Source organism: Sphingomonas phyllosphaerae, from assembly GCA_036946405.1.
GTDB classification, from domain to species: domain Bacteria; phylum Pseudomonadota; class Alphaproteobacteria; order Sphingomonadales; family Sphingomonadaceae; genus Sphingomonas; species Sphingomonas phyllosphaerae_D.
Window position 1 is genome coordinate 1515874 of sequence record JAQIJC010000001.1, and the last position, 18109, is coordinate 1533982.

The 18109-nt window shown below is 65.0% G+C and carries 22 protein-coding genes and 1 tRNA gene; 9 read left to right on the forward strand and 14 right to left on the reverse strand.

Annotated features, from left to right (window positions below):
• Nucleotides 1–7: 7 nt before the first annotated feature.
• From PGN12_07280 to PGN12_07290, 3 genes are all read right to left on the reverse strand, one after another.
• Nucleotides 8–862, reverse strand: a complete 855-nt coding sequence (locus PGN12_07280; GenBank protein ID MEH3103694.1) for a manganese catalase family protein — start codon at nucleotides 860–862, stop codon at nucleotides 8–10.
• Nucleotides 863–1051: 189 nt separating this feature from the next.
• A complete protein-coding gene (locus tag PGN12_07285; GenBank protein ID MEH3103695.1) occupies nucleotides 1052–5680 on the reverse strand; it encodes an NAD-glutamate dehydrogenase in 4629 nt (1542 codons plus the stop codon).
• A gap of 73 nt (nucleotides 5681–5753) precedes the next feature.
• On the reverse strand, nucleotides 5754–6986 hold the full coding sequence (locus tag PGN12_07290) for a hypothetical protein (GenBank protein ID MEH3103696.1): 1233 nt from the start codon (nucleotides 6984–6986) through the stop codon (nucleotides 5754–5756).
• Nucleotides 6987–7148: 162 nt separating this feature from the next.
• Here PGN12_07290 and PGN12_07295 point away from each other — a divergent pair.
• The 6 genes from PGN12_07295 to PGN12_07320 all read left to right on the forward strand — a co-directional run bounded on the left by PGN12_07295 (nucleotide 7149) and on the right by PGN12_07320 (nucleotide 10569).
• Nucleotides 7149–7224: transfer RNA gene (locus PGN12_07295), tRNA-Thr, on the forward strand.
• A 192-nt stretch (nucleotides 7225–7416) separates the two neighbouring features.
• Nucleotides 7417–7653 carry a hypothetical protein gene (locus PGN12_07300; GenBank protein MEH3103697.1) on the forward strand — a complete coding sequence of 79 codons (237 nt, stop codon included), beginning with the start codon at nucleotides 7417–7419 and terminating at the stop codon, nucleotides 7651–7653.
• Between the two features lie 12 nt (nucleotides 7654–7665).
• The gene (locus PGN12_07305; GenBank protein MEH3103698.1) at nucleotides 7666–8055 is read left to right on the forward strand and encodes a hypothetical protein; all 390 of its coding nucleotides are present in this window, start codon (nucleotides 7666–7668) and stop codon (nucleotides 8053–8055) included.
• A gap of 476 nt (nucleotides 8056–8531) precedes the next feature.
• The gene (locus PGN12_07310; protein ID MEH3103699.1) at nucleotides 8532–9704 is read left to right on the forward strand and encodes a hypothetical protein; all 1173 of its coding nucleotides are present in this window, start codon (nucleotides 8532–8534) and stop codon (nucleotides 9702–9704) included.
• Nucleotides 9685–10017 carry a hypothetical protein gene (locus PGN12_07315; protein ID MEH3103700.1) on the forward strand — a complete coding sequence of 111 codons (333 nt, stop codon included), beginning with the start codon at nucleotides 9685–9687 and terminating at the stop codon, nucleotides 10015–10017. The genes PGN12_07310 and PGN12_07315 overlap by 20 nt, the downstream gene beginning before the upstream one ends.
• Before the next feature lie 12 nt (nucleotides 10018–10029).
• Nucleotides 10030–10569 carry a hypothetical protein gene (locus PGN12_07320; protein MEH3103701.1) on the forward strand — a complete coding sequence of 180 codons (540 nt, stop codon included), beginning with the start codon at nucleotides 10030–10032 and terminating at the stop codon, nucleotides 10567–10569.
• A gap of 153 nt (nucleotides 10570–10722) precedes the next feature.
• Here the strand turns inward: PGN12_07320 and PGN12_07325 are convergent, their stop codons facing one another.
• The 9 genes from PGN12_07325 to PGN12_07365 are packed head-to-tail and all read right to left on the reverse strand — an operon-like array spanning nucleotide 10723 to nucleotide 13787.
• Nucleotides 10723–11316: a hypothetical protein gene (locus tag PGN12_07325; GenBank protein ID MEH3103702.1), complete on the reverse strand. Its 594-nt coding sequence runs from the start codon at nucleotides 11314–11316 to the stop codon at nucleotides 10723–10725.
• On the reverse strand, nucleotides 11303–11578 hold the full coding sequence (locus PGN12_07330; GenBank protein MEH3103703.1) for a hypothetical protein: 276 nt from the start codon (nucleotides 11576–11578) through the stop codon (nucleotides 11303–11305). The genes PGN12_07325 and PGN12_07330 overlap by 14 nt, the downstream gene beginning before the upstream one ends.
• Nucleotides 11578–11928, reverse strand: coding sequence for a hypothetical protein (locus PGN12_07335; protein MEH3103704.1), 351 nt, complete (start codon nucleotides 11926–11928; stop codon nucleotides 11578–11580). Before PGN12_07335 ends, PGN12_07330 begins: the two co-directional genes overlap by 1 nt.
• Nucleotides 11925–12161 carry a hypothetical protein gene (locus PGN12_07340; protein ID MEH3103705.1) on the reverse strand — a complete coding sequence of 79 codons (237 nt, stop codon included), beginning with the start codon at nucleotides 12159–12161 and terminating at the stop codon, nucleotides 11925–11927. Before PGN12_07340 ends, PGN12_07335 begins: the two co-directional genes overlap by 4 nt.
• Before the next feature lies 1 nt (nucleotide 12162).
• Nucleotides 12163–12396 carry a hypothetical protein gene (locus PGN12_07345; protein ID MEH3103706.1) on the reverse strand — a complete coding sequence of 78 codons (234 nt, stop codon included), beginning with the start codon at nucleotides 12394–12396 and terminating at the stop codon, nucleotides 12163–12165.
• Entirely contained in the window at nucleotides 12393–12593 is a 201-nt protein-coding gene (locus PGN12_07350) for a hypothetical protein (protein ID MEH3103707.1), read from the reverse strand. Before PGN12_07350 ends, PGN12_07345 begins: the two co-directional genes overlap by 4 nt.
• Entirely contained in the window at nucleotides 12590–13090 is a 501-nt protein-coding gene (locus tag PGN12_07355; protein ID MEH3103708.1) for a hypothetical protein, read from the reverse strand. The genes PGN12_07350 and PGN12_07355 overlap by 4 nt, the downstream gene beginning before the upstream one ends.
• A gap of 1 nt (nucleotide 13091) precedes the next feature.
• Nucleotides 13092–13514, reverse strand: a complete 423-nt coding sequence (locus PGN12_07360; protein ID MEH3103709.1) for a hypothetical protein — start codon at nucleotides 13512–13514, stop codon at nucleotides 13092–13094.
• Nucleotides 13515–13517: 3 nt separating this feature from the next.
• On the reverse strand, nucleotides 13518–13787 hold the full coding sequence (locus tag PGN12_07365; protein ID MEH3103710.1) for a hypothetical protein: 270 nt from the start codon (nucleotides 13785–13787) through the stop codon (nucleotides 13518–13520).
• A 139-nt stretch (nucleotides 13788–13926) separates the two neighbouring features.
• Between PGN12_07365 and PGN12_07370 the strand changes: the two genes are divergently transcribed.
• Both PGN12_07370 and PGN12_07375 read left to right on the forward strand, forming a co-directional pair.
• The gene (locus PGN12_07370; GenBank protein MEH3103711.1) at nucleotides 13927–14163 is read left to right on the forward strand and encodes a helix-turn-helix transcriptional regulator; all 237 of its coding nucleotides are present in this window, start codon (nucleotides 13927–13929) and stop codon (nucleotides 14161–14163) included.
• Between the two features lie 646 nt (nucleotides 14164–14809).
• Nucleotides 14810–15463 carry a hypothetical protein gene (locus tag PGN12_07375; protein MEH3103712.1) on the forward strand — a complete coding sequence of 218 codons (654 nt, stop codon included), beginning with the start codon at nucleotides 14810–14812 and terminating at the stop codon, nucleotides 15461–15463.
• Between the two features lie 391 nt (nucleotides 15464–15854).
• Here the strand turns inward: PGN12_07375 and PGN12_07380 are convergent, their stop codons facing one another.
• Nucleotides 15855–16037: a hypothetical protein gene (locus PGN12_07380; protein MEH3103713.1), complete on the reverse strand. Its 183-nt coding sequence runs from the start codon at nucleotides 16035–16037 to the stop codon at nucleotides 15855–15857.
• Between the two features lie 64 nt (nucleotides 16038–16101).
• The gene (locus tag PGN12_07385) at nucleotides 16102–16680 is read right to left on the reverse strand and encodes a hypothetical protein (GenBank protein ID MEH3103714.1); all 579 of its coding nucleotides are present in this window, start codon (nucleotides 16678–16680) and stop codon (nucleotides 16102–16104) included.
• A 265-nt stretch (nucleotides 16681–16945) separates the two neighbouring features.
• Here PGN12_07385 and PGN12_07390 point away from each other — a divergent pair, with 265 nt between their 5' ends.
• The gene (locus tag PGN12_07390; protein MEH3103715.1) at nucleotides 16946–18034 is read left to right on the forward strand and encodes a GGDEF domain-containing protein; all 1089 of its coding nucleotides are present in this window, start codon (nucleotides 16946–16948) and stop codon (nucleotides 18032–18034) included.
• Nucleotides 18035–18109 lie beyond the last annotated feature (75 nt).

Below are 18109 nucleotides of genomic sequence, written 5' to 3' on the forward strand. Positions count from 1 at the left end.
CCGCGGGTCAGCCGATCTGCTTGTCCTGCGCGCCGCTGTCGGGGCGCGCCGGGCCGAGGATCGGCTCCTCGCCGAGCGGCTTGTTGGGGAAGACGGTAAATTCGCCGCGACCGTCGATCGACGGGCCGCTGGTCCAGCGACCTTCGGGGTAGCTGCCGTCCGCCGCGGTGGCGTAGAAATTGTAGTTGTTCTCCTGATCCTCCTGCTCCTGCAGGAAGCTGTTCGGGATCGGGAGATTGGCCGCCGCGCCACCGAGTTCCTCGATCACCGCCAACCATTGCTGCTGGTGCATCGTGTCGCGCGCGATCATGTAATGGAGCATCTTCTTCATGCCCTCGTCATGTGCGGCGTTGAACAGCCGGACGGCCAGCACGCGCCCGGTGCTCTCGGCGGCGACGTTGCAATACATGTCGGCGGCGACGTTGCCGCTCGCATAGATGTGGCTCATGTTGAACGGCACGCCGTCGGAATCGATCGGCATCGCCGCGAGCCCGCCGGACAGCAGGTTCTTGTGGATCAGCCCTTCGATCTCCTGCCGGCCGTTGCCACCGCCCATCACCGCGCCGACGATCCCGTCCGCGGCGCCTTCCTCCTGCAAAGAGGCCGGGGCCTTGTCGAGATTGAGCGCCACCGCGGTGGCGAGCATCTCGATATGGCCGATCTCCTCGGTGGCGGTGTGGAGCAGCATGTCGCGGTACTTTGGAGTCGGCGCGCGATTGCCCCAGGCCTGGAAGAAATATTGCATGCAGACGCGGATCTCGCCCTCCACGCCGCCGATCGCCTGTTGCAGCATCCGCGCGAAGGCGGGATCGGGCTTGTCGACCGTGACGGGGTACTGAAGGCGCCTGTCGTGATAATACATGCTGCTTCTCCGCTTGTGGGTACGGAGCGGCAATGCATGGGGGCGCGATTAGTCGTTCGGCGCGCGATATGAAAGCGCTTGTTTCTCAATGACCTAGATCAAATATTGTTCCATGTCAGGAGGAAAGTCGGTGCCGGTGAGACGAGCGCCGGCCTTCCCCTCCCCCGAAGGGGGAGGGGCTTCAAGCGGTCAGCGCCCGAGCAGGACGCGCGCCTGTCCGGCGATCTGCGCGAGCATCGCGGCATTCGGGGCCTGTGCGTTGCGGGCGCGGTCGATCACCGCGCGGAATTGCCCGACGCGCGCGGCGTTCTTCGCCAGCCAGGCGTCGACCAAAGCGACCGGATCGCCCGTGCCGCCGCGACCGAGGAAATCGAGCCGCAATTGCTGGAAGTCGCGCGCGAGACCGGCGATCAACAGCCGCTCCCACGGGTCGCTGGGGTTGATGCGCGTCGCGGTGCCCTGTGCCCAGTCGAGCCCGAGCCCTTCGCCGAGCCGGGTGAAGGCGCGCGCGAGCTGCGTCTCGTCGATCGCGGCGCGCTCGCCGAGGTCGGCGAGCCCGACCGCGCCGTCCAGCTCGAACAGCCGCACGACGCTGAGCGCCAGATCGTGCGGCGCGCCCGCCGCCTCGAGCGTGTCAGCGATGCGCCGCGAATGCGCGCGCGCCTCGTCGAGCAGCAGGTCGTCGGTGGCGGCCGCGAGCCGGTCGATCCCGCCCGACAGCCGCGCGAGCACGGCGGAGGGGGCGGTGCCGGGCGCGGTGGCGCGGAGCAGGTCGGCGATCTGCGAGCGGACCGCGACCGCGACCTCGTCGAACAGCGCCAGCCGCCCGGCCTCGGGCATCGGCGTGGTTTCGATCGCCTGCCACAGCGTGGCGAGCCCGAATTGCCGCTCGGCGACGACGAACATCGCGGCGATGTCGGCGAGCGTCGCGCCTTCCTCTTCGGCCAGCTCGAACGGGTGGAGGATGCCGATGCGGTTGACGATGCGATTGGCGAGCTTGGTCGCGACGATTTCGTCGCGCAGGCGGTGCGCGTCGATCGCCTCCGCGAACCGCTCCTGCATCGCGCGCGGGAAGGCGGCGTGTAGGTCGGGGAGCAGCGCCGCGTCCTCGCCGAGCGACGAATGTTCGATCGCGTCCTGCAACGACAGTTTGGCGGTCGCCAGCAGCACCGCCAGCTCGGGGCGGGTCAGCCCGCGACCCTCGCCGGTGCGGCGCAGCAGGTCGGTGTTGCTCGCCAGCCCCTCGACCTGCCGGTCGAGCCGGCCCGATTCCTCGAACACCTCGATCAGCCGGACGTAGCTGGGCAGCGCCTGCGCGCCGCCGCGCTCGGCGATCGACAGGCCGAGCGTCTGGAGGCGGTTGTCCTCCAGCACCAGCCGCGCGACATCGTCGGTCATGCTGCCGAGCAGGACGTTGCGGTCCTCGAACGACAGCCGGCCCGCGATCATCTCGCGGTTGAGCGCGATCTTGATGTTGACCTCGTTATCCGAGCAATCGACGCCGGCCGAATTGTCGATGAAGTCGGTGTTGATCCGCCCGCCGTGGCTGGCGAAGGCGATCCGCGCCGCCTGCGTGACGCCGAGGTTCGCGCCCTCGCCGATCGCGATCGCGCGGAGTTCCTCGGCATCGACGCGCAGCCGGTCGTTGGCGGGATCGCCGACGGTGGCGTTGTTCTCGGCCGCGGCCTTCACATAGGTGCCGATGCCGCCGAACCAGATCAGATCGGCCGGGCTCTTGAGGATCGCCGAGATCAGCGCGGTCGGCTCCATCCGGTCGGCGGTGATGCCGAGTGCGGCCTGCACCTGTGGCGTCAGGGGGATCGACTTCATGTCGCGCGCGAACACGCCGCCGCCCGCGGAGATCAGCGCCGGATCGTAATCGGCCCAGCTCGATCGGGGGAGCGCGAACATGCGGGCGCGTTCGTCCCAGCTTGCCGCCGGATCGGGATCGGGGTCGAGGAAGATGTGGCGGTGGTCGAAGGCGGCGACCAGCTTGATCGCCTTCGACAGCAGCATTCCGTTGCCGAACACGTCGCCCGACATGTCGCCGCAGCCGACAACGCGGATCGGCTGCGTCTGCACGTCGACGCCGCGCTCGGCGAAATGGCGCTGGACCGACACCCACGCGCCCTTGGCGGTGATGCCCATCGCCTTGTGGTCATAACCCTGCGACCCGCCGCTGGCGAAGGCGTCGCCGAGCCAGAAGTCGCGGTCGAGCGCAATCTTGTTCGCGACGTCGCTGAACGTCGCGGTGCCCTTGTCGGCGGCGACGACGAAATAGGGGTCCTCGCCGTCGAGGATCGTCACGCCCTGCGGGTGAACGACCGTGCCGTTCTCGATGTTGTCGGTGATCGACAAAAGCGTGCGGATGAAGATGCGATACGCCTCGGTCCCCTCCGCGAGCCAGGCGTCGCGGTTGGAGGGGGCGGGGAGTTGCTTGGCGTAGAAGCCGCCCTTCGCGCCGGTCGGCACGATCACCGCGTTCTTGACGCGCTGTGCCTTCATCAGCCCGAGGATCTCGGTGCGGAAATCGTCGCGACGGTCGGACCAGCGCAGCCCGCCGCGTGCGACCGGGCCGGCGCGCAGATGGATGCCCTCGACGCGAGGGCTGTAGACCCACACTTCGCGCCACGGCAGCGGAGCGGGGAGGCCGGGAATCTTGGCGCTGTCGAGCTTGAAGGCGAGCGCCTCGTTCGCGGCTTCGGTGAAGGCGTTGGTGCGCAGCGTCGCGTCGATCACCGCGCGGAAGGCGCGCAGGATGCGGTCGTCGTCGATCCCGGTGACCGCGTCGAGCCCGGCGTCGATCACGCTTTGCGCCGCGTCGGCGTCGGCGGTCGCGGCGGGATCGTGGACCGCGACGAAGCGCGCGACCAGTGCCTTGGTCACGTCCTTCACGCGGGTCAGCGTGTCGACGACATTGGCGGGGCCGTAGCTCATCCCGGCCTGCCGCAAATAGCGATACCAGGCGCGGAACAGCACCACCTCGGACGGCGACAGCCCGGCCTCCAGCATCAGCCGGTTGAAACCGTCATCCTCGGCGCGGCCTTCGAGCACCTGCGCCAGCGCTTCCTGCAAGGTTTCGGCGCTGGCGAGCACCGCGGGGATGTCGGCCTTGGTCTCGAGCGTGAAATCGTGGATCGAGCTGCGTTCCTCGTCGGTCAGCGCGGTCGGCATTTCCTCGATCACGCGGAAGCCGAAATGTTCGAGCGCCGGCACCGCGTCCGACAGCGCGAGCGGGCCGCCCTGCCGATAGACCTTGAGGTGGAGCATCCCGTCGCCGCCGGCGGTGAAGCGCACCTCGCGATCGGCGTCGCCGACGAGATTGGCAATCGACACGATGTCGCGCGCCGCCTCGTCGGCGGTCGCGCCGGTGCGATAGCGGACCGGGAAGGCTGCGGCGTGGCGCAGCGCAAGCCGGGCGGCGCGCGCCGGGCCGACCTCGTCCGCCAGCGCGGCTTCGATCGACGGCGCCCAGCCGCGCACCATCTTCTCGAGCTGCGCATCGAGCGTCAGCGCATCGGGGAGCACGCCCGCGCCGCGCAGGTCGATCGTGTAGCGGAGCAACGCGACGCGCCCGTCCTCGACGCTGGTCGACCAGTTGAGCACCTGTCCGTTGGCGGCCTCGGCGAGCATCTCGCCGATCGCGACGCGGCGCGCGGTGGTCATCTCGTCGCGCGGCAGCCATACGAACGCATAGAGGTGCCGGCCGAGCGGGGAGGGGACCAGCACCAGCTTCGGACGCGGACGGTCGGCGAGGCTCATCGCGGTGAGCGCCAGCTCCTCCATCGATGCCGCGCTGATCGCGGTCATCAGGTCGTGCGGCAGCGTCGCGATCGCGTGGGTCAGCGCCTTGCCGGTGTGACCGGCGGGGTCGAAGCCGAACTTCGCCTCGCTCGCCGCGAGGCGCTGGCGGAGCACCGGCACGCTGCGCGGCGGGGCGTTGAGCGCCGCCGAGGTCCACAGCCCGGCGTGGATCGACAGACCGGTGACGCGCCCGCCGGTGTGGAGCGGCACCACCAGCAGGTCGAGCGGGACGCGGCGGTGGACCGGCGAGATCAGGCTCGACTTGAGCAGCAGCGGCGCCGCATTGCCGGCGACGAAATAGTCGACCGCCAGCCGCCGCGAGCGGTCGGCGAGGATCGGCACCGCATGGTCGTTGACGACGATGCCGAGCGGGGCGGCGGCGTCGACCGTGCCGTCGGCGTGCCAGCGCTCATGCCCCAGCAGCGTGAAATGCCGGTCGAGGAACCAGCGCAGCAGCGCCGCGCCTTCCGGATCGCCGCCCACGTCGTCGATCACCCCGGCATCCGCCGCCAGCGTGCCCTGCATCGCGCGCCAGTCGCGCACCGCGACGCGGACGTCGGCTAGCAGCCGCTCGATCTCGTCGGTCAGCGCGCGCCGGTCACGCGCGTCGACGCGTTCCAGCTCGATATAGATCATCGATTCGGGCCGACCGTCGGCATCCTCGATATCGGTCAGCCGCCCCTCGGCATCGCGCGAGACGCGGATCACCGGGTGGATGACGCGATCGACCGCAATGTCGCGGTCGCCGATCGCCGCCGCGACCGAATCGACCAGGAACGGCATGTCGTCGTTGACGATCGCCAGCCGCATCCGCCGCCGCGCGCCATCGCCGGGCAGTTGTTCCAGCGCCAGCACCGGCGTGCCGGGCGCGCGCACCGCGGCGGTCTGCGCGAGGAACGCTGCGGCCTCCGCCTGCTTGTCCTCGCCGAAGCCGGCAAGCTCGCCCGGCAGCGCGCGATAGGTGAGCCGCGCCGCCAGCGCAGCAGACAGTATCTGAAGAGACTTTTCCGGCATGGGCGAAGCTATGCGCCCCGGATGCGTCTAGCTCAAGCGTTGCCGTACTGCATTGGTGCAGCGTCGGATTGCGTCAACGCAGGCGGCGCAGCACCTGTGCCGCAAGCTTCGCATCGTCGCCGACGGTGCCGACGACGACGATCCCCGTTGCGGTGGCGCGGCCGAGCAGCACGACCGGCGCACCTTCGTCGAGCCCGCTGTCGATGGCGAGTTCGGCGAGTGGCGCTCGCGCGGCGAGCGGCAGTGTCGGGGCGGCGTGATCTTCGTCGGGCTGCCGCTGGGCGCGTTCGCTTGCGACGATACCTTTGATGCCGCCCTCCGCGCGCTCCAGCGCGTGTGCGAGTGCGCCCGCGGCAACGCCGCTGCGCTGCGCCCAGGCGAGGACGGTGGCGGCCTCGGTCAGTCGCGTCTTGTCGTGGTCCGCGCCGAAGACGAGCTTGGCGATCGCGGTCATCGGTGCGCGCGCCTGGACGCGGATATCGGCCGCGGCAAGCAATTCCTCCAGCCGCGCCGGATCGGCGGCGGCGGCGAGCGCGACGTCATGCGCGCGGCCGAGCGCGCGATAGAGCGCGGCATGGCTGCGCAGCCGCGCCGCGCGCGCCACCGCGGCGCTGTCGCGTGCGGCGGCGAGCAGATCGTCGAGCGTGGTGGCGGCGACCGCGGGTTCCGGCGCCGGCGCGGCGGCGCACGGACCGTCCGCCCATACGCCGCCGGGCAGCGGATCGTGGCGCGGCGCGCGGATCGCGGCCGCCAGTTCGGCGTCCAGCCCGGCCTGATCGTCGGCCGCGACCAGTTCCTTCCAGTTGATGACGCCGTAGACATAGTCGATCGACTGCGCATCGGACGAGAAGGGCATCAGGATGCCGCGGTACATCGTGTTGTGCCCGCGTATGCCGGTGAATTCGGCCTCGAACCCGATCGGCGCGCGATTGGCGATGATCTGCAGATAATGGTCGGTCAGCCGCGACAGGAGCGAGCGCGACGGCACGTCGGAGATGCGCGCGATCGACAGGTCGACGGCGCATTCCTCGCGCAGCGCGCGGCCGATGAACTGGATCGCCGGATCCTCGACGCCCTGCGAGAAATCGAGCAGCACGCTGTGCGCGCCGAAATCGGCGATGCTGTCGGGATCGAGATCCTCGATCGCGGGATAGGACCGCCCGCGCAGCAGCGACACCCAGTGATTGTAGGCGCGCACATGCATCCGGCGCTCGTCGGGGCCGATCGGCGCCGGCGATTCACCCACGCCGCCCTCGGTAGGGTCGTCGTCCTGGCGAAGATCGTCGTAGCCGTGCGCGCTGTCCATGCTCATCGTCCGTTCCGGCGAGCGGCCTGTCATTCGGCCGGATTCGCGGACATGCTTGTGCCCGGTGGATGGTAAAGGCCCGGTAAAGCCGCGAAGCGCTTGTCAACGCCGCCGGCCGCTGCTAAGCGCCGCCTCCACGACGTTCCGACGCGGAACGCACGGGCCGCTTTAGCTCAGCTGGTAGAGCATCGCATTCGTAATGCGGGGGTCACAGGTTCGAGTCCTGTAAGCGGCACCACATACTTTCACTAATTTCGTGAGATTACAGTGCTGTAGCGGCAGGCGACTCATGCGCTTCCCCTCAGGCGTTCCCACATTCCCGTGCGGCTTGTTCCGAACAGGTGCGAACAGTGGCGGCTTACGCGACTCGCTGTATAGGTCTTTCTCACGCTTCCTGATGCAGTCGGTCTGGGTAGCCAGGAGACCGACGTTGACCGCCTTCCACCCCGTTCCGCCAGCAAAAGCGATCCAGCTTGTCGAAGCGGCCGGCGTCCCGAACGCCGCGCAGCTCATCCGCGACTTCACCGCAGCCGGGTTGGTGAAGTCCTACGCGCTGGTGCTGGAGACGATCGAGCCGGCTGGCCGCAGGACGTGCGTACGAGGCGGCGCAGTACCAGCGGGGCTATGGCAGCGGATCGTTAGCGATGGTGTCGAGGATGCAGCATGAATCGGTGGTACCGTGCGGCTGACCGGTGCCGATCTGATCGGGGGCAAGCCGGCCGTTTCTATCACGGGTATTGGGTTCAACGACAAGGATCTGCAACGGCTGATAGAGCACCAGCAGGGAGGCGCTCCCAAGCCCGCGGCCAAGAAGGCGCCCGTCGCGACCGTTGAGCATGTTGATGTACCACAACCTTTCACAACGCCGAAGCGTCGACCCGATCCAAGCGCCATCCCAGATGGGGCGTTCCTGGCCACGGTGAAGCAGGTTGAGGCAGCGTTGGGTTTCGGCCGGACGAAGGTCAACGAGCTGATGAACCAAGGGCGTTTGGAGCGGGTGGCAATCGACGGCGGCGTGCGGATAACTGTGGCGAGCGTCATGGCTTTAGCCGGAGCGACCGAAAAGTGAGGCTTCGTTTCAGCAACGCGGTTATGCCAGCGATCAGCGGGTAAGCACCAGATTGCATTTCGTTATAGAGCCGATTGGCCCACGCGCAAAACCTGACGAAACTGTAGCGGCATGGATGGACAGGAAGTCGCATTGGATCATACAGATGCCGTGTGTCGCCCAAGCTGCCGCCATACCTGCGCTCCCTTCTCACGGCTAACATAGTCGACGATTATACAGATGGATCGTCAGAGCCGACGTTGGAACGTTGGGTTCGAGAATACGCTCGTCAAATGCGGGTTAGGTTGCGTCGTGCCGCTAGCGGTAACCGGATCGCGGCTGACCGCTTCGCCCGGGCCAAGTCTCGAGCCGCCCTCCGCGGACTCCGCAAGGAGCGGCCGCGACAGCTTGAGAAGGATGTCCTCATCTCACGCTATCGTCCATCTCCGATACTAGATGCTTTAGTTCCTCAGCGTCGTCAGCGATGGGTAGACATCATGCGCCGCGACCAATTGTTGCATCCGAACTCGATAGAAGTGCATAATTTTTCCTTTCTAACCCACCCCAACGAGACATTGGCAGCACTAAAAAAAATTGGTGAGTTCGAATCACGAGAACTCCGAGCTGTTATCAACTTTCGTGACCCACACTGCCTCGACGCGGGATCATTCCTCGTTCTAGCGGAGGTGTGGCCCCGAATGGCTCCGGTATTTGTTGGCGGACACATGGCGCGGTCTATTCAGCGCGTGCTCAGCGCCACAGGCGTCAGCCGCAACAACCGCATGCGCATGCGGGGAGTGCCTGGGGATGGGAAGGAGCAAGGAGAGAAAGTTGCCGACGTGTGGCCATTCCCGCTCCAGCGCCGTCGTCCGGCCTTATCGTCGAGATCAGCAACGGTGCATCTCGACCCGCAGGCACGAGAGATCGCCTGCGGCCGGTTCTGCGATGCAGTGGACGATTGGCTTGGTGTGCCCGAGATTGACCAGCAGCTGACGTTTGAGGGGAAGGGATGGCTTGCCAGCATTATCGGCGAGTTGCTGGATAACGCGGAACGCCACAGTCAGCCCGGTTCGAACGACGGGGATTGGTCTACCACGGCATTTATGGTCCGTAGGACGATCGACGGGAAGGCTGTCCTGAAATGCTACATCGCCTTTCTCAGCGTCGGAAGGTCCTTCGCTGACAGTCTTGAGGACGCGGCCTCGGACGTACGAGAATCGCTGAAGGAATATGTCGACCGTCATGCGGGTTGCGGCCTGTCGCCAGCCTCGCTTGCGACGGTATATGCGCTTCAGGATACTATTACGTGCGATCCGGCTGCTCGTGAAGCGCGGTCGGGCGGCACCGGGCTTCAGGACGTGCTCACGTTCGTCCATGCTTTGGCCGGAGATGGTCCAGCATCAGCCGACTCGCGAGTGACCATTGTCTCAGGAAAGACGTGCATCGCGCTCACGAGCGATTATATACCCGGAGCTAGGAGAGGCGAGAAGCAGCCCCGACTCCAGTGGTGCAACAAGGACAACACGAGCGAATCTCCGCCGGACCGGGCGGTTGTATGCGATCTCGTGGAGCGTTTCGCAGGAACGCTCGTTTCAGTGGCGTTCACGTTGGATCCGGAATATCTCGCCGCGACCGTGGAGATTGACGAACATGCCAACGATCGATCTTGAGGCGCTGACCGGCGAGGGCCGCGTACAGAACCTGAGCGGCCGCCTTAGAGGCTTGGCGGCACGCGAGTTGTTTCAAGTCGACGCGCTGGACCACGAGGATGCACCTGTCGAAGTTCGCGTCCCAGATTATGTGTATTCTCTAACCCCGTCCTTTTTTCAGGGATTGTTCGGCCGTAGCGTTCAAACATTCGGTCAAAGCGAAGCGTCGTTTCGCCGACACTTTCATTTTGTCGCACCCGCGATCGTGCTTCAGCAGATCGAACAGGGGCTCTCGGCTGCTCTTACCAGTCGGAATCTTGGCGACGTTAACTGAGCCGTCTTACCGGTGGAGACGAAGGATTACATCTCTCTCGGCCTGTCCTCCGCTGCGCTAATCACGACCATCGTGTGGAATATAGCCAATAGGCGCCACACCGATAACGTTGCTCGCCAGACACGAAGCGATAGCTTTCACCTGGACGAGTGGAAGGCGAAGCGGTCTGAGATTATGAAGGCGCTCAGAGAGGTCGAGGCCGGGTTCGCCCGGCTACATGCTCTTACAAAAGGCGCGCACGCTCCCAGGGAACTCAAGGAAGAAATTTCCAAAGAGGGCCGTGACCTGACCATCGCGCATCAGGCACTTATTAGGGAACTCGAACGGGTCGACCCGGCATGGGGAGACTTGGCTTACGGCAACATTGACGCTGACGGCGAGCGCGACTGGGACCGTGTTCACACCGCAATCGACGGCGCGAGACAAGCGAGATCTGCGGACCTTGGGCGAGTGGCGCTGGCAACGCTAACGCAGCACGCGCAATCCCTTAGATCCGGCGTTGAGGAGGAACTGGCCATTAAGACTGCCGAGCACAATCCTATTAAACTGTGACAACCTGCGCTTAGCCGGATGCCAGTTCAAGCGGCCACCGCCGGCACCCTCCTCGCGCCGACCCCGCATACTCAAAATTCGCCGCACTCATGTTTCGCTGACACGAATTACCACCTGACGCCATCCATCCGAGGTTGGCTTAAACGTGCATTATCAGCAGACGAACATCGCCTCAACGATCGCCTGCATTAGCACACCGCGTGGCACGGGCACGCTTACCGACGTCCATCCCGCGTTCTGCGCCCGACGAAGCCCATAAAGACCAATCCACGATCGACCATGCTGCCGCCAGGCACGCTGCAACGCCGCCACCGGCATCAGCACGCACGTCGCTGCCGGCGCATGCGCGTACGCGATGAAGTCCGCGGCTAGCGGCTTCTGCACCCAGCCAGGCGACTTGCGCACCTCGTCCGACCATCGCTCCAGCAGGACGTCGGGCCAATCCTCGGTCCTGATCTTTTCGTCGACGGTGTAGGTTCGCCCGCACGCGAGCGTCAGCAGGCGATCGATGCCGCCGCGCTGTGCCCATCCGTCATGCTCGACAGCGACCGCCGACATCAGCGTCGGGAATGCGCGGCGGTATATGGGGAGCCACCAATCCGGCCCGTACTGCGCCGCCAGCGCGTGACTGTCCTCGAACCGATGCACGCGGTTGAAGCCCGAAGTCCGCGCATGGCGAGCGATAGGCTGGTGGATGACGCGGCCGGGTGACGCCGGCTGCCACGGTGCGGTGCTATTGATCGCCATCACGGTCGTCCTCGCGGTCGTGGGTGTCTTCGTCGTCGTCGCGCAGATCCTCCAGGTCCGGATCGCCGTCGATCTGGTCCATGCGATCGATCATGCGCTCAGTCAGGCGGGCCAGCTCGTCACGCGGCAAAACCGGAATCGCCGCGAACAGCGACCCCGTGCCGGGTAAATTGCTGGGTCGGCTCCACGCTCGTCGTCGCTCCCGCCGCCACCGGGGACGGCGTTGCGGTGGCGGCGCAGGCGTGTGGAAGGCATGACCCATCAGGCGCTCCCAGCCGCCACGCTGTAGCATCGACCATCATGCTGCAACGTCTGGCCATTCTCCGACAGCGCGCGCTGATGCGCCCGCCACAAATCCCAAACAGCGCCCGTCATGATCGCGCACCGGAGGTCGCACTGACCGCAGGCCCGCTCGCATGATGGTTCGGCGCAGATCATGGCGTCTGGCCGCTTCGGTGATCGCCGGTGTCCGTCCAGCGCGTCACGCGCTACCTTCAATCGCCTTGCCGTCTCCTCAGGCGGATCTCTGGTTTCCCACAGCGGAAAATTCCTGACGGGCCGGTCCGGCACGCGGTTGTCGGCCAGCGGGCGGATGTGTTCGAAGCCCTTCATTGCGCCACCTCCCCGAAGCTGCGCTTTTCAATTGCGGCCTTGATCGCGTCCTGCCGGTCAGGGCGCCCAATCAGCGGTGCCATGACGGTGGTCAGATCCTCCGGGTGGCAATCGTCGACCATCAGGGCGAGCCGCCGGCCGGACATCAGCGCATAGCCGCCGCCGATCTGCGTCATGGCCGTCAGCCAGACGGCTGGATCGAACGTGTCAGGACGCTCAAGGACTGTGGCCATATCAGCGACCCTCCCGCTTTGGCGTACGGCCGAGTTGGACGGCGAAGTGGATACCGAACCACTGGAGCTCGAAATATCGCACCGGCCCTTCGCCGCCGACGTGAAGCCGACCACCTTCGTCGACGCGGATCTCCTGCATGCGCTCGACGTAGACTTCGCCCCAGTTGTACCACGGCTCGGTGGCAGCGATGATGCGATGGAGGCCGCTACGCATCTTCATGGCGACCATCGTCATGCGTCCTTTCGTTCGCGCGACAAGGCCAACAGCCTTTCGGAAAGCTGGCGTCCAAGGTTGGTGAGCCCGTTCATGGCTGCGCAGAGACGATCGTCATTCTCGACGGACGCCTGGTTGGCGATGTATGAGGCGAGCATCTGGATGGTGGCCGCATCCTGCGAAGCGAAGAACACGCCGTCGCGCTGCTGAATGTTCATGATCGCGCCTCCCTTGCGAGGAACGGTTCGGCTTCGGCGAGCATGGTAGCGGCATCTCGCTCGCTGATGGTTGCTCCTTCGATGTTGACGACGGCCATCAACATCAGCTTGGCCAGCATCTCGCTTTCGGTTGTGGCCGGGGTCGTCATGATGCGCCGGTCGAGCTTGTTGACGGCAACGCAGGCGGCGTCATGCGCGGCGGTGCCATCGGTCAGCGTCTCTGCGCGGTTCAGCAATGTCCTGCGCTCCACAAGCCAAGCGGCGTGTCGATTGTCGCCGGGCGTCGTGCCGTGGGTGCGTGTCGGCGTCGCCTGCGCCGCTTCATGCAGTCCATTGCTGAGCGCCTGCGCCATCTCGCCCAATCCATCGACCGCTTCCGCTGCGACCGACGTTTCCGGCGAGGCGCCCAAAGAGTCGCTGACGAGCGCGCACAAAGCAGAGATGGACGATGCCGTGCTCGCCGCGGCGAACAGGCGCTTCTCTTCGACTTGGATCATCTCAGCGGCCCTCCGCGCTCGAGATGCGCAGAACATCGGCGTTGATCTCCCTTAGCCAGTCCCGACCGTCGCCCATCTGGTGCTCGATCATGAAAGTCAGCTTGGTACGAAGATCGGTCAGCGTAGCAGCGGGGTAGACAGCAACGGCGTCTAGTGCCTCTGCATAGGCATCGTTCAGCGCGTTGTTCTCGTCGATGGCAGCGTTGATAGCTTTCTGCCCTACGGCATTGTCGAGAACGAAGCGCTGATGCTGATCCACGACGCCGTCGCGCGACTTGGCGTTGGCAATCAGGGCCGCCAGATCGAGACTGGCACCATCGGACGCGGGCTCTCCGGCGGTGCTTGCGCAAGCCGTGGCCGCGACGGCGATGACGGACAGCCCCGCCGTCCCGATCAGGGTGCGGCGTGAGGTGTTAATTCCCATTGCTCAGCCCTCCCGTGCCAGAAGGCAGCCGTTGCCGGCATGCCGAGTAAACAGACGCTCGCACGCATCGGCCGCGATTACCGCTTCGATCGCGCGCTGCTGACGCGGCGAGGACGCGCGGTGCTCGCCGGCGAGGGCGCGGGCGTATGCGCCGTGGTTGCCGGTGCGCAGTTGCAGGCGGGCCGTGTCGACTGCGCGCGCTGTGCTGACGCTCATGCTGTTAAGGGTGCGGTTGATCTTGGCCGGGCGCACGTCCGGCGTTACGATGTTCATAGCCTATCACCTCTTCTTCAGGTGGTTTGGTCAGGCCGGACGTGGAGGGCTCAATCTCCGCATCCGGCCGTACTGATCGCTTTCATATCACCGTGAACGGTGGCAAACAAGCGCGAAGTGATTTAAATGCGATCACATGATGAAGGTTGAGCAATGCCGGGCCGCTAGAGCCCTGCTCGACTGGTCGGCGCAGCAGTTAGCTGAGCATGCCGGGGTAGGCGTCGCCACGGTGCGTCGTTTTGAAAGCGGGAGCACCGTCGCTGACGCCTCCGTGGAAGCCCTGACCAAGGCCCTAGTTGCGGCGGGGATTAGCTTGATCCCCGCTGGTGAGGCTTCACCCGTCGGCGGTGCGGGCGTCCGCCTCACCGCGCGGTAACATTGTGGATTTGCCCAGCAACCTTCGCCCGTTTGCAGCTGCCGCGATCCCTTTCGCAGCGGTGATCGCCTTTGCATCGTCGCCATTGATCCGCTTTGCCGACCCGACGTGGGTTTGGGCTGGAGGCTACAGCCTAGCTCTTGGCTTGGCGTTGATTCTCCTGTGGGCGACAGTCGACATCAAGGCGGAGTGGGCAGGATGGATCGGGGGTGCTTTCTTCTTGGTAGGCGCGGCAATGCTTTTCCGTGTCGGGGACCGAGCCACAATCCTCTCGAAGGCGAACGACCGTAGGTGTCTCACCATCCAGCAGGATATGCTCAGCGCGCACCCGCGTCTTGCGAATGGGCACGACATCTTTCAGGCGCTTGGCTGTCAGCCGCAAGGGACAGAGGATCAGATCCGCGTGCCACCCACAGATCGTGAGCGGCTTGCGCGAAGGCCTCTTCCATGGGGCGGATACCCGCCCTCGCCTTGAACGAAGGTCTACGATCATCAACGGCAAGTCGCGCCACCCACACCTAAGCGCAGACGGCGCGACCTGCTGTCCGTGGGGTAAAAGCACCCCGCTCGCGCTCATGACGGGCAATCGTGGAGAGAAGATGGCGATCGGGCGGCAAGCGCGCCTCGCTCCAAGGGGAGTTAAGCCATGAGCGAGGCGCGGCAGGTCCGTAGCGACCTGAGCGTAGTGTGCATGGGGCTGACCGAGGAAGCAATTCCCGGCGGCGCGCATCCTGTCGCGGTTACCGGGCATTATGTCGCCATGCCACGTAAGCTGAAGGTCTTCCGCACGTCTACCGGTTTTCACGACGCTTACGTTGCAGCGCCTAGCCGCAAGGCGGCCTTGGAGGCGTGGGGCGCTGATGTTGACCTTTTCGCTCGCGGCGCGGCGGAGGAGGTCAGCGATCCCGGCTTGATGGAGGAGGCGCTCGCCCGACCCGGGGAGATCGTCCGCAAGGTGCGCGGAACGATGGAGGAGCATTTTGCTGCAATGCCCGACGAGCCAACTCGGTCGAACAAGGACGACGACGCAGAACCAGCCAAGAGGAAGCCGGCAGCGAAGGCAAAGCCGGTGCCTCGGCCATCTCGGTCGAAGTTGGATGAGGCCGAACACGCCTTTCAAGCGGAAGAGGCCCGCTATGAAGCGGCGCGGCGGGATCTGATGGATAGCGAGGCGTCATTACGGGCCGAGCGTCAGGCGCTAGACGCTAAGCACGAACGGGAGCGCAGGCAACTCGAAGACGCACGCAGCGAGCAGGAGGCCAAATACAAGCGCGCTGTTGAAAGGTGGCAGGCTAATTAGAGCTGAAGTGGCGGCGGTCATCGCAATCGACACATGACCAGTAATTCACTATTCGCATCATGGATGCAGGCGTAACTTCTTCGAGCCCGATCAACGGGCAGGAGGATGTTGAATGCGCCGTTTCATCGCTGCTGCTGCTGCCCTCACGCTGGTGGCTGGCTCCGCGCCCGCTCTCGCTGCACCATGCAAAGACCCGAAGACGGGCAAATTCGTGAAGTGCGCGACGGCCCCCGCGAAGCCGACACGGTGCAAGGACGCCAAGGGCAAGTTCGCCAAGTGTGGCACAGCCGGAGCGAAGCCGGTTAGCTGATCCAGCCCCAGATCATTGCGATCGTGCTGGCGGCGATCAGCACGCCAAGCACGATCGCTTCTGCTCGGTGCAGATGCTCCCTCACTGACGCGTCGCGCACATCAGATCATCCAGTCGGGCCGCTATCGCCTTGAAGCGCTCAACGCCTTCCACGTCGCCGGTCAGCGCCAGCGCACCGAGGCGCTCAGCTACCCAGCGCGGCACGTGGTCGCCGTATCGCTTCTGGATCGCAAGCGCTTCTGCAAGCCGCCAGTCAATGTTCATTGAGTGCACCGCGAAGGACGGCCCGAGCCGAAGCCGTTTGATACCGTTCGGCTTCGGCTTAGAATCATTTCGGGCTGACGGCATTCACCGGTGCCAGCGTCGCCGCTGGTGTCGCCACGGGAGCGGCAACTGTTGTCGAAGCGGCAGCACCTACCACCATTGGCTCGGCACCGGCGGCTGCCATCGCAAGCGGAACGTCCTCATCAAGGAAGCCTTTAACCACAGTGCCCGCGGGAACGGTTGCGCTGGTACCGGTGACGAAGAAGCCGGCAACCGGAAGCAACACAGCTGCGCCAACGACGCCTGCGGTACCCGCGGTGCCCTTATCGTCGAACGCACCCGAGAGCCTGATCTGCCTGCCGTTGACGGTCACGTAGAGGACGCGAGCGCCGAGGTGCCCGGACTTGCCCCACATGCCCTTGTTCTTCACGTCGGTGATCTCGCCCATTGCGGGGCTGCCCACCGGAATGACAGTCACACCTTGAACGATGACCGGCTCGGCCGTTTCCAGGTGGACGCGTTGACCGACCCGCAATTTCTTGCCTTTCGTCGTCAGCTCCTCGGAAAGTCTGAGAGGCACTTCCGTACCGGTACGCAGCACGGCCGAGTTGGTGGTCGGAGCCGCAATCGGAGCGGTGGCCATCTGTGCGCTTACAGGCACGGCAACGAGTAGTGCGCTCGCGAGCGCGCCAACGTTCTTGATCATCTTGAACCCCCATCTGCGCGGGTCCCCCGACCCGCAGTCACGAACATGCCGCTTCCTGTCGAAGGTGCAATGGCGCTAATCTAGATTGTAAGGAATCGCACCGTGCTTCTTGTACCTTCCGCTAGGACACTCAGCATTGAGCCCCTTGAGGTTCCTTTACCAACCGCTGGTAAGACCCTGACCGACCTGCTGGATAATCCAAGTGCCGACACTCGACTCTGCCACTGTCCACCTGTGCACCGTGCTGTCGAGCCTCTCGTTTGGCCTGCTGTTCGTTGCCCTTTGGCTCATACGAGAGCGAGGCTTCTTCTACCTGCTGTGCGGGGGCGCTAACCTCACATACGCTGCGACCCTAGCCGGCTTCAGCGTGCCCACTCACAGCGTCGCGGTGTCGACCGCCCTCTGCTTGGGCGTTGGCGCCTACAACAGCTACATGCTCGCGGCTCTCCGGCACTTTCAAGGCAAGCGAGCCGCAAACTGGCTCGTCGTCGCGCTGCCGGCACTATCCGGGCTCGCCTTTCTGGTCTTCGCCATCGATCCCGCCGGCATCCCGGCCGCCCGCATGGCCAACTCAATCGTTCTTGGCGTCTCAACGTTGGTCGTCGGCTTGATCTTTCTGCGTACCGCGGGATCACGCGCCCCGCGCAGTCAGCGGATCGTCGGCATCATTCAGATGGCGTACGTACCCTCCTATATTGCCTCAGTCTTTCTGGATCTCGCCGGATTTGAGCAGCGCGATTGGCTTTCGCTCATCCCGCTGCTGAGCGACCAAGCACTGCTCGGCGTGCTCAATATCGCACTCCTTTCGATGCCCGGTGAACGCGCCGAAGCCGATCTTCGTGAGCAAGCGCTTCGTGATCCACTCACCGGGGTATGGAACCGCGCGGGGCTTGATTACCTTGGCAAGAAGACGGCCGCGCCCCTCGACGTGATCCTTTTTGACATCGACAACTTCAAGCAGTTGAATGATCAGTACGGCCACGCTGCTGGTGATGCGGTGCTAAAATCGCTTGCCTCTCAGGCTGCTGCTACCATCCCGAGCGATGGCCATCTCATCCGCCTTGGCGGCGACGAGTTTGCCGCCCTCGTGCCTACTTCGAACGATCCGCATCGAGGTGCAAAAGTCGCCGAAAAGCTGCTCCTGGCAGCGCGGATTGAGACGTCGTGCACGATCAGCGTTGGAGTAGCGCGAATGATGACTGACGAGGCAGACCTGCCTGCAACTTTCGAGCGTGCTGACAGGATGCTGTATGCAGCGAAAGCCAAGGGTCGGGACAGGGTGGCCGCTTAGTAGGTCGCGTCTGCTAATCCAGAGAAATACGTATCCGATTGATTGAGCAGCGTTCCCTGTCGTAGCTGCCCGCCG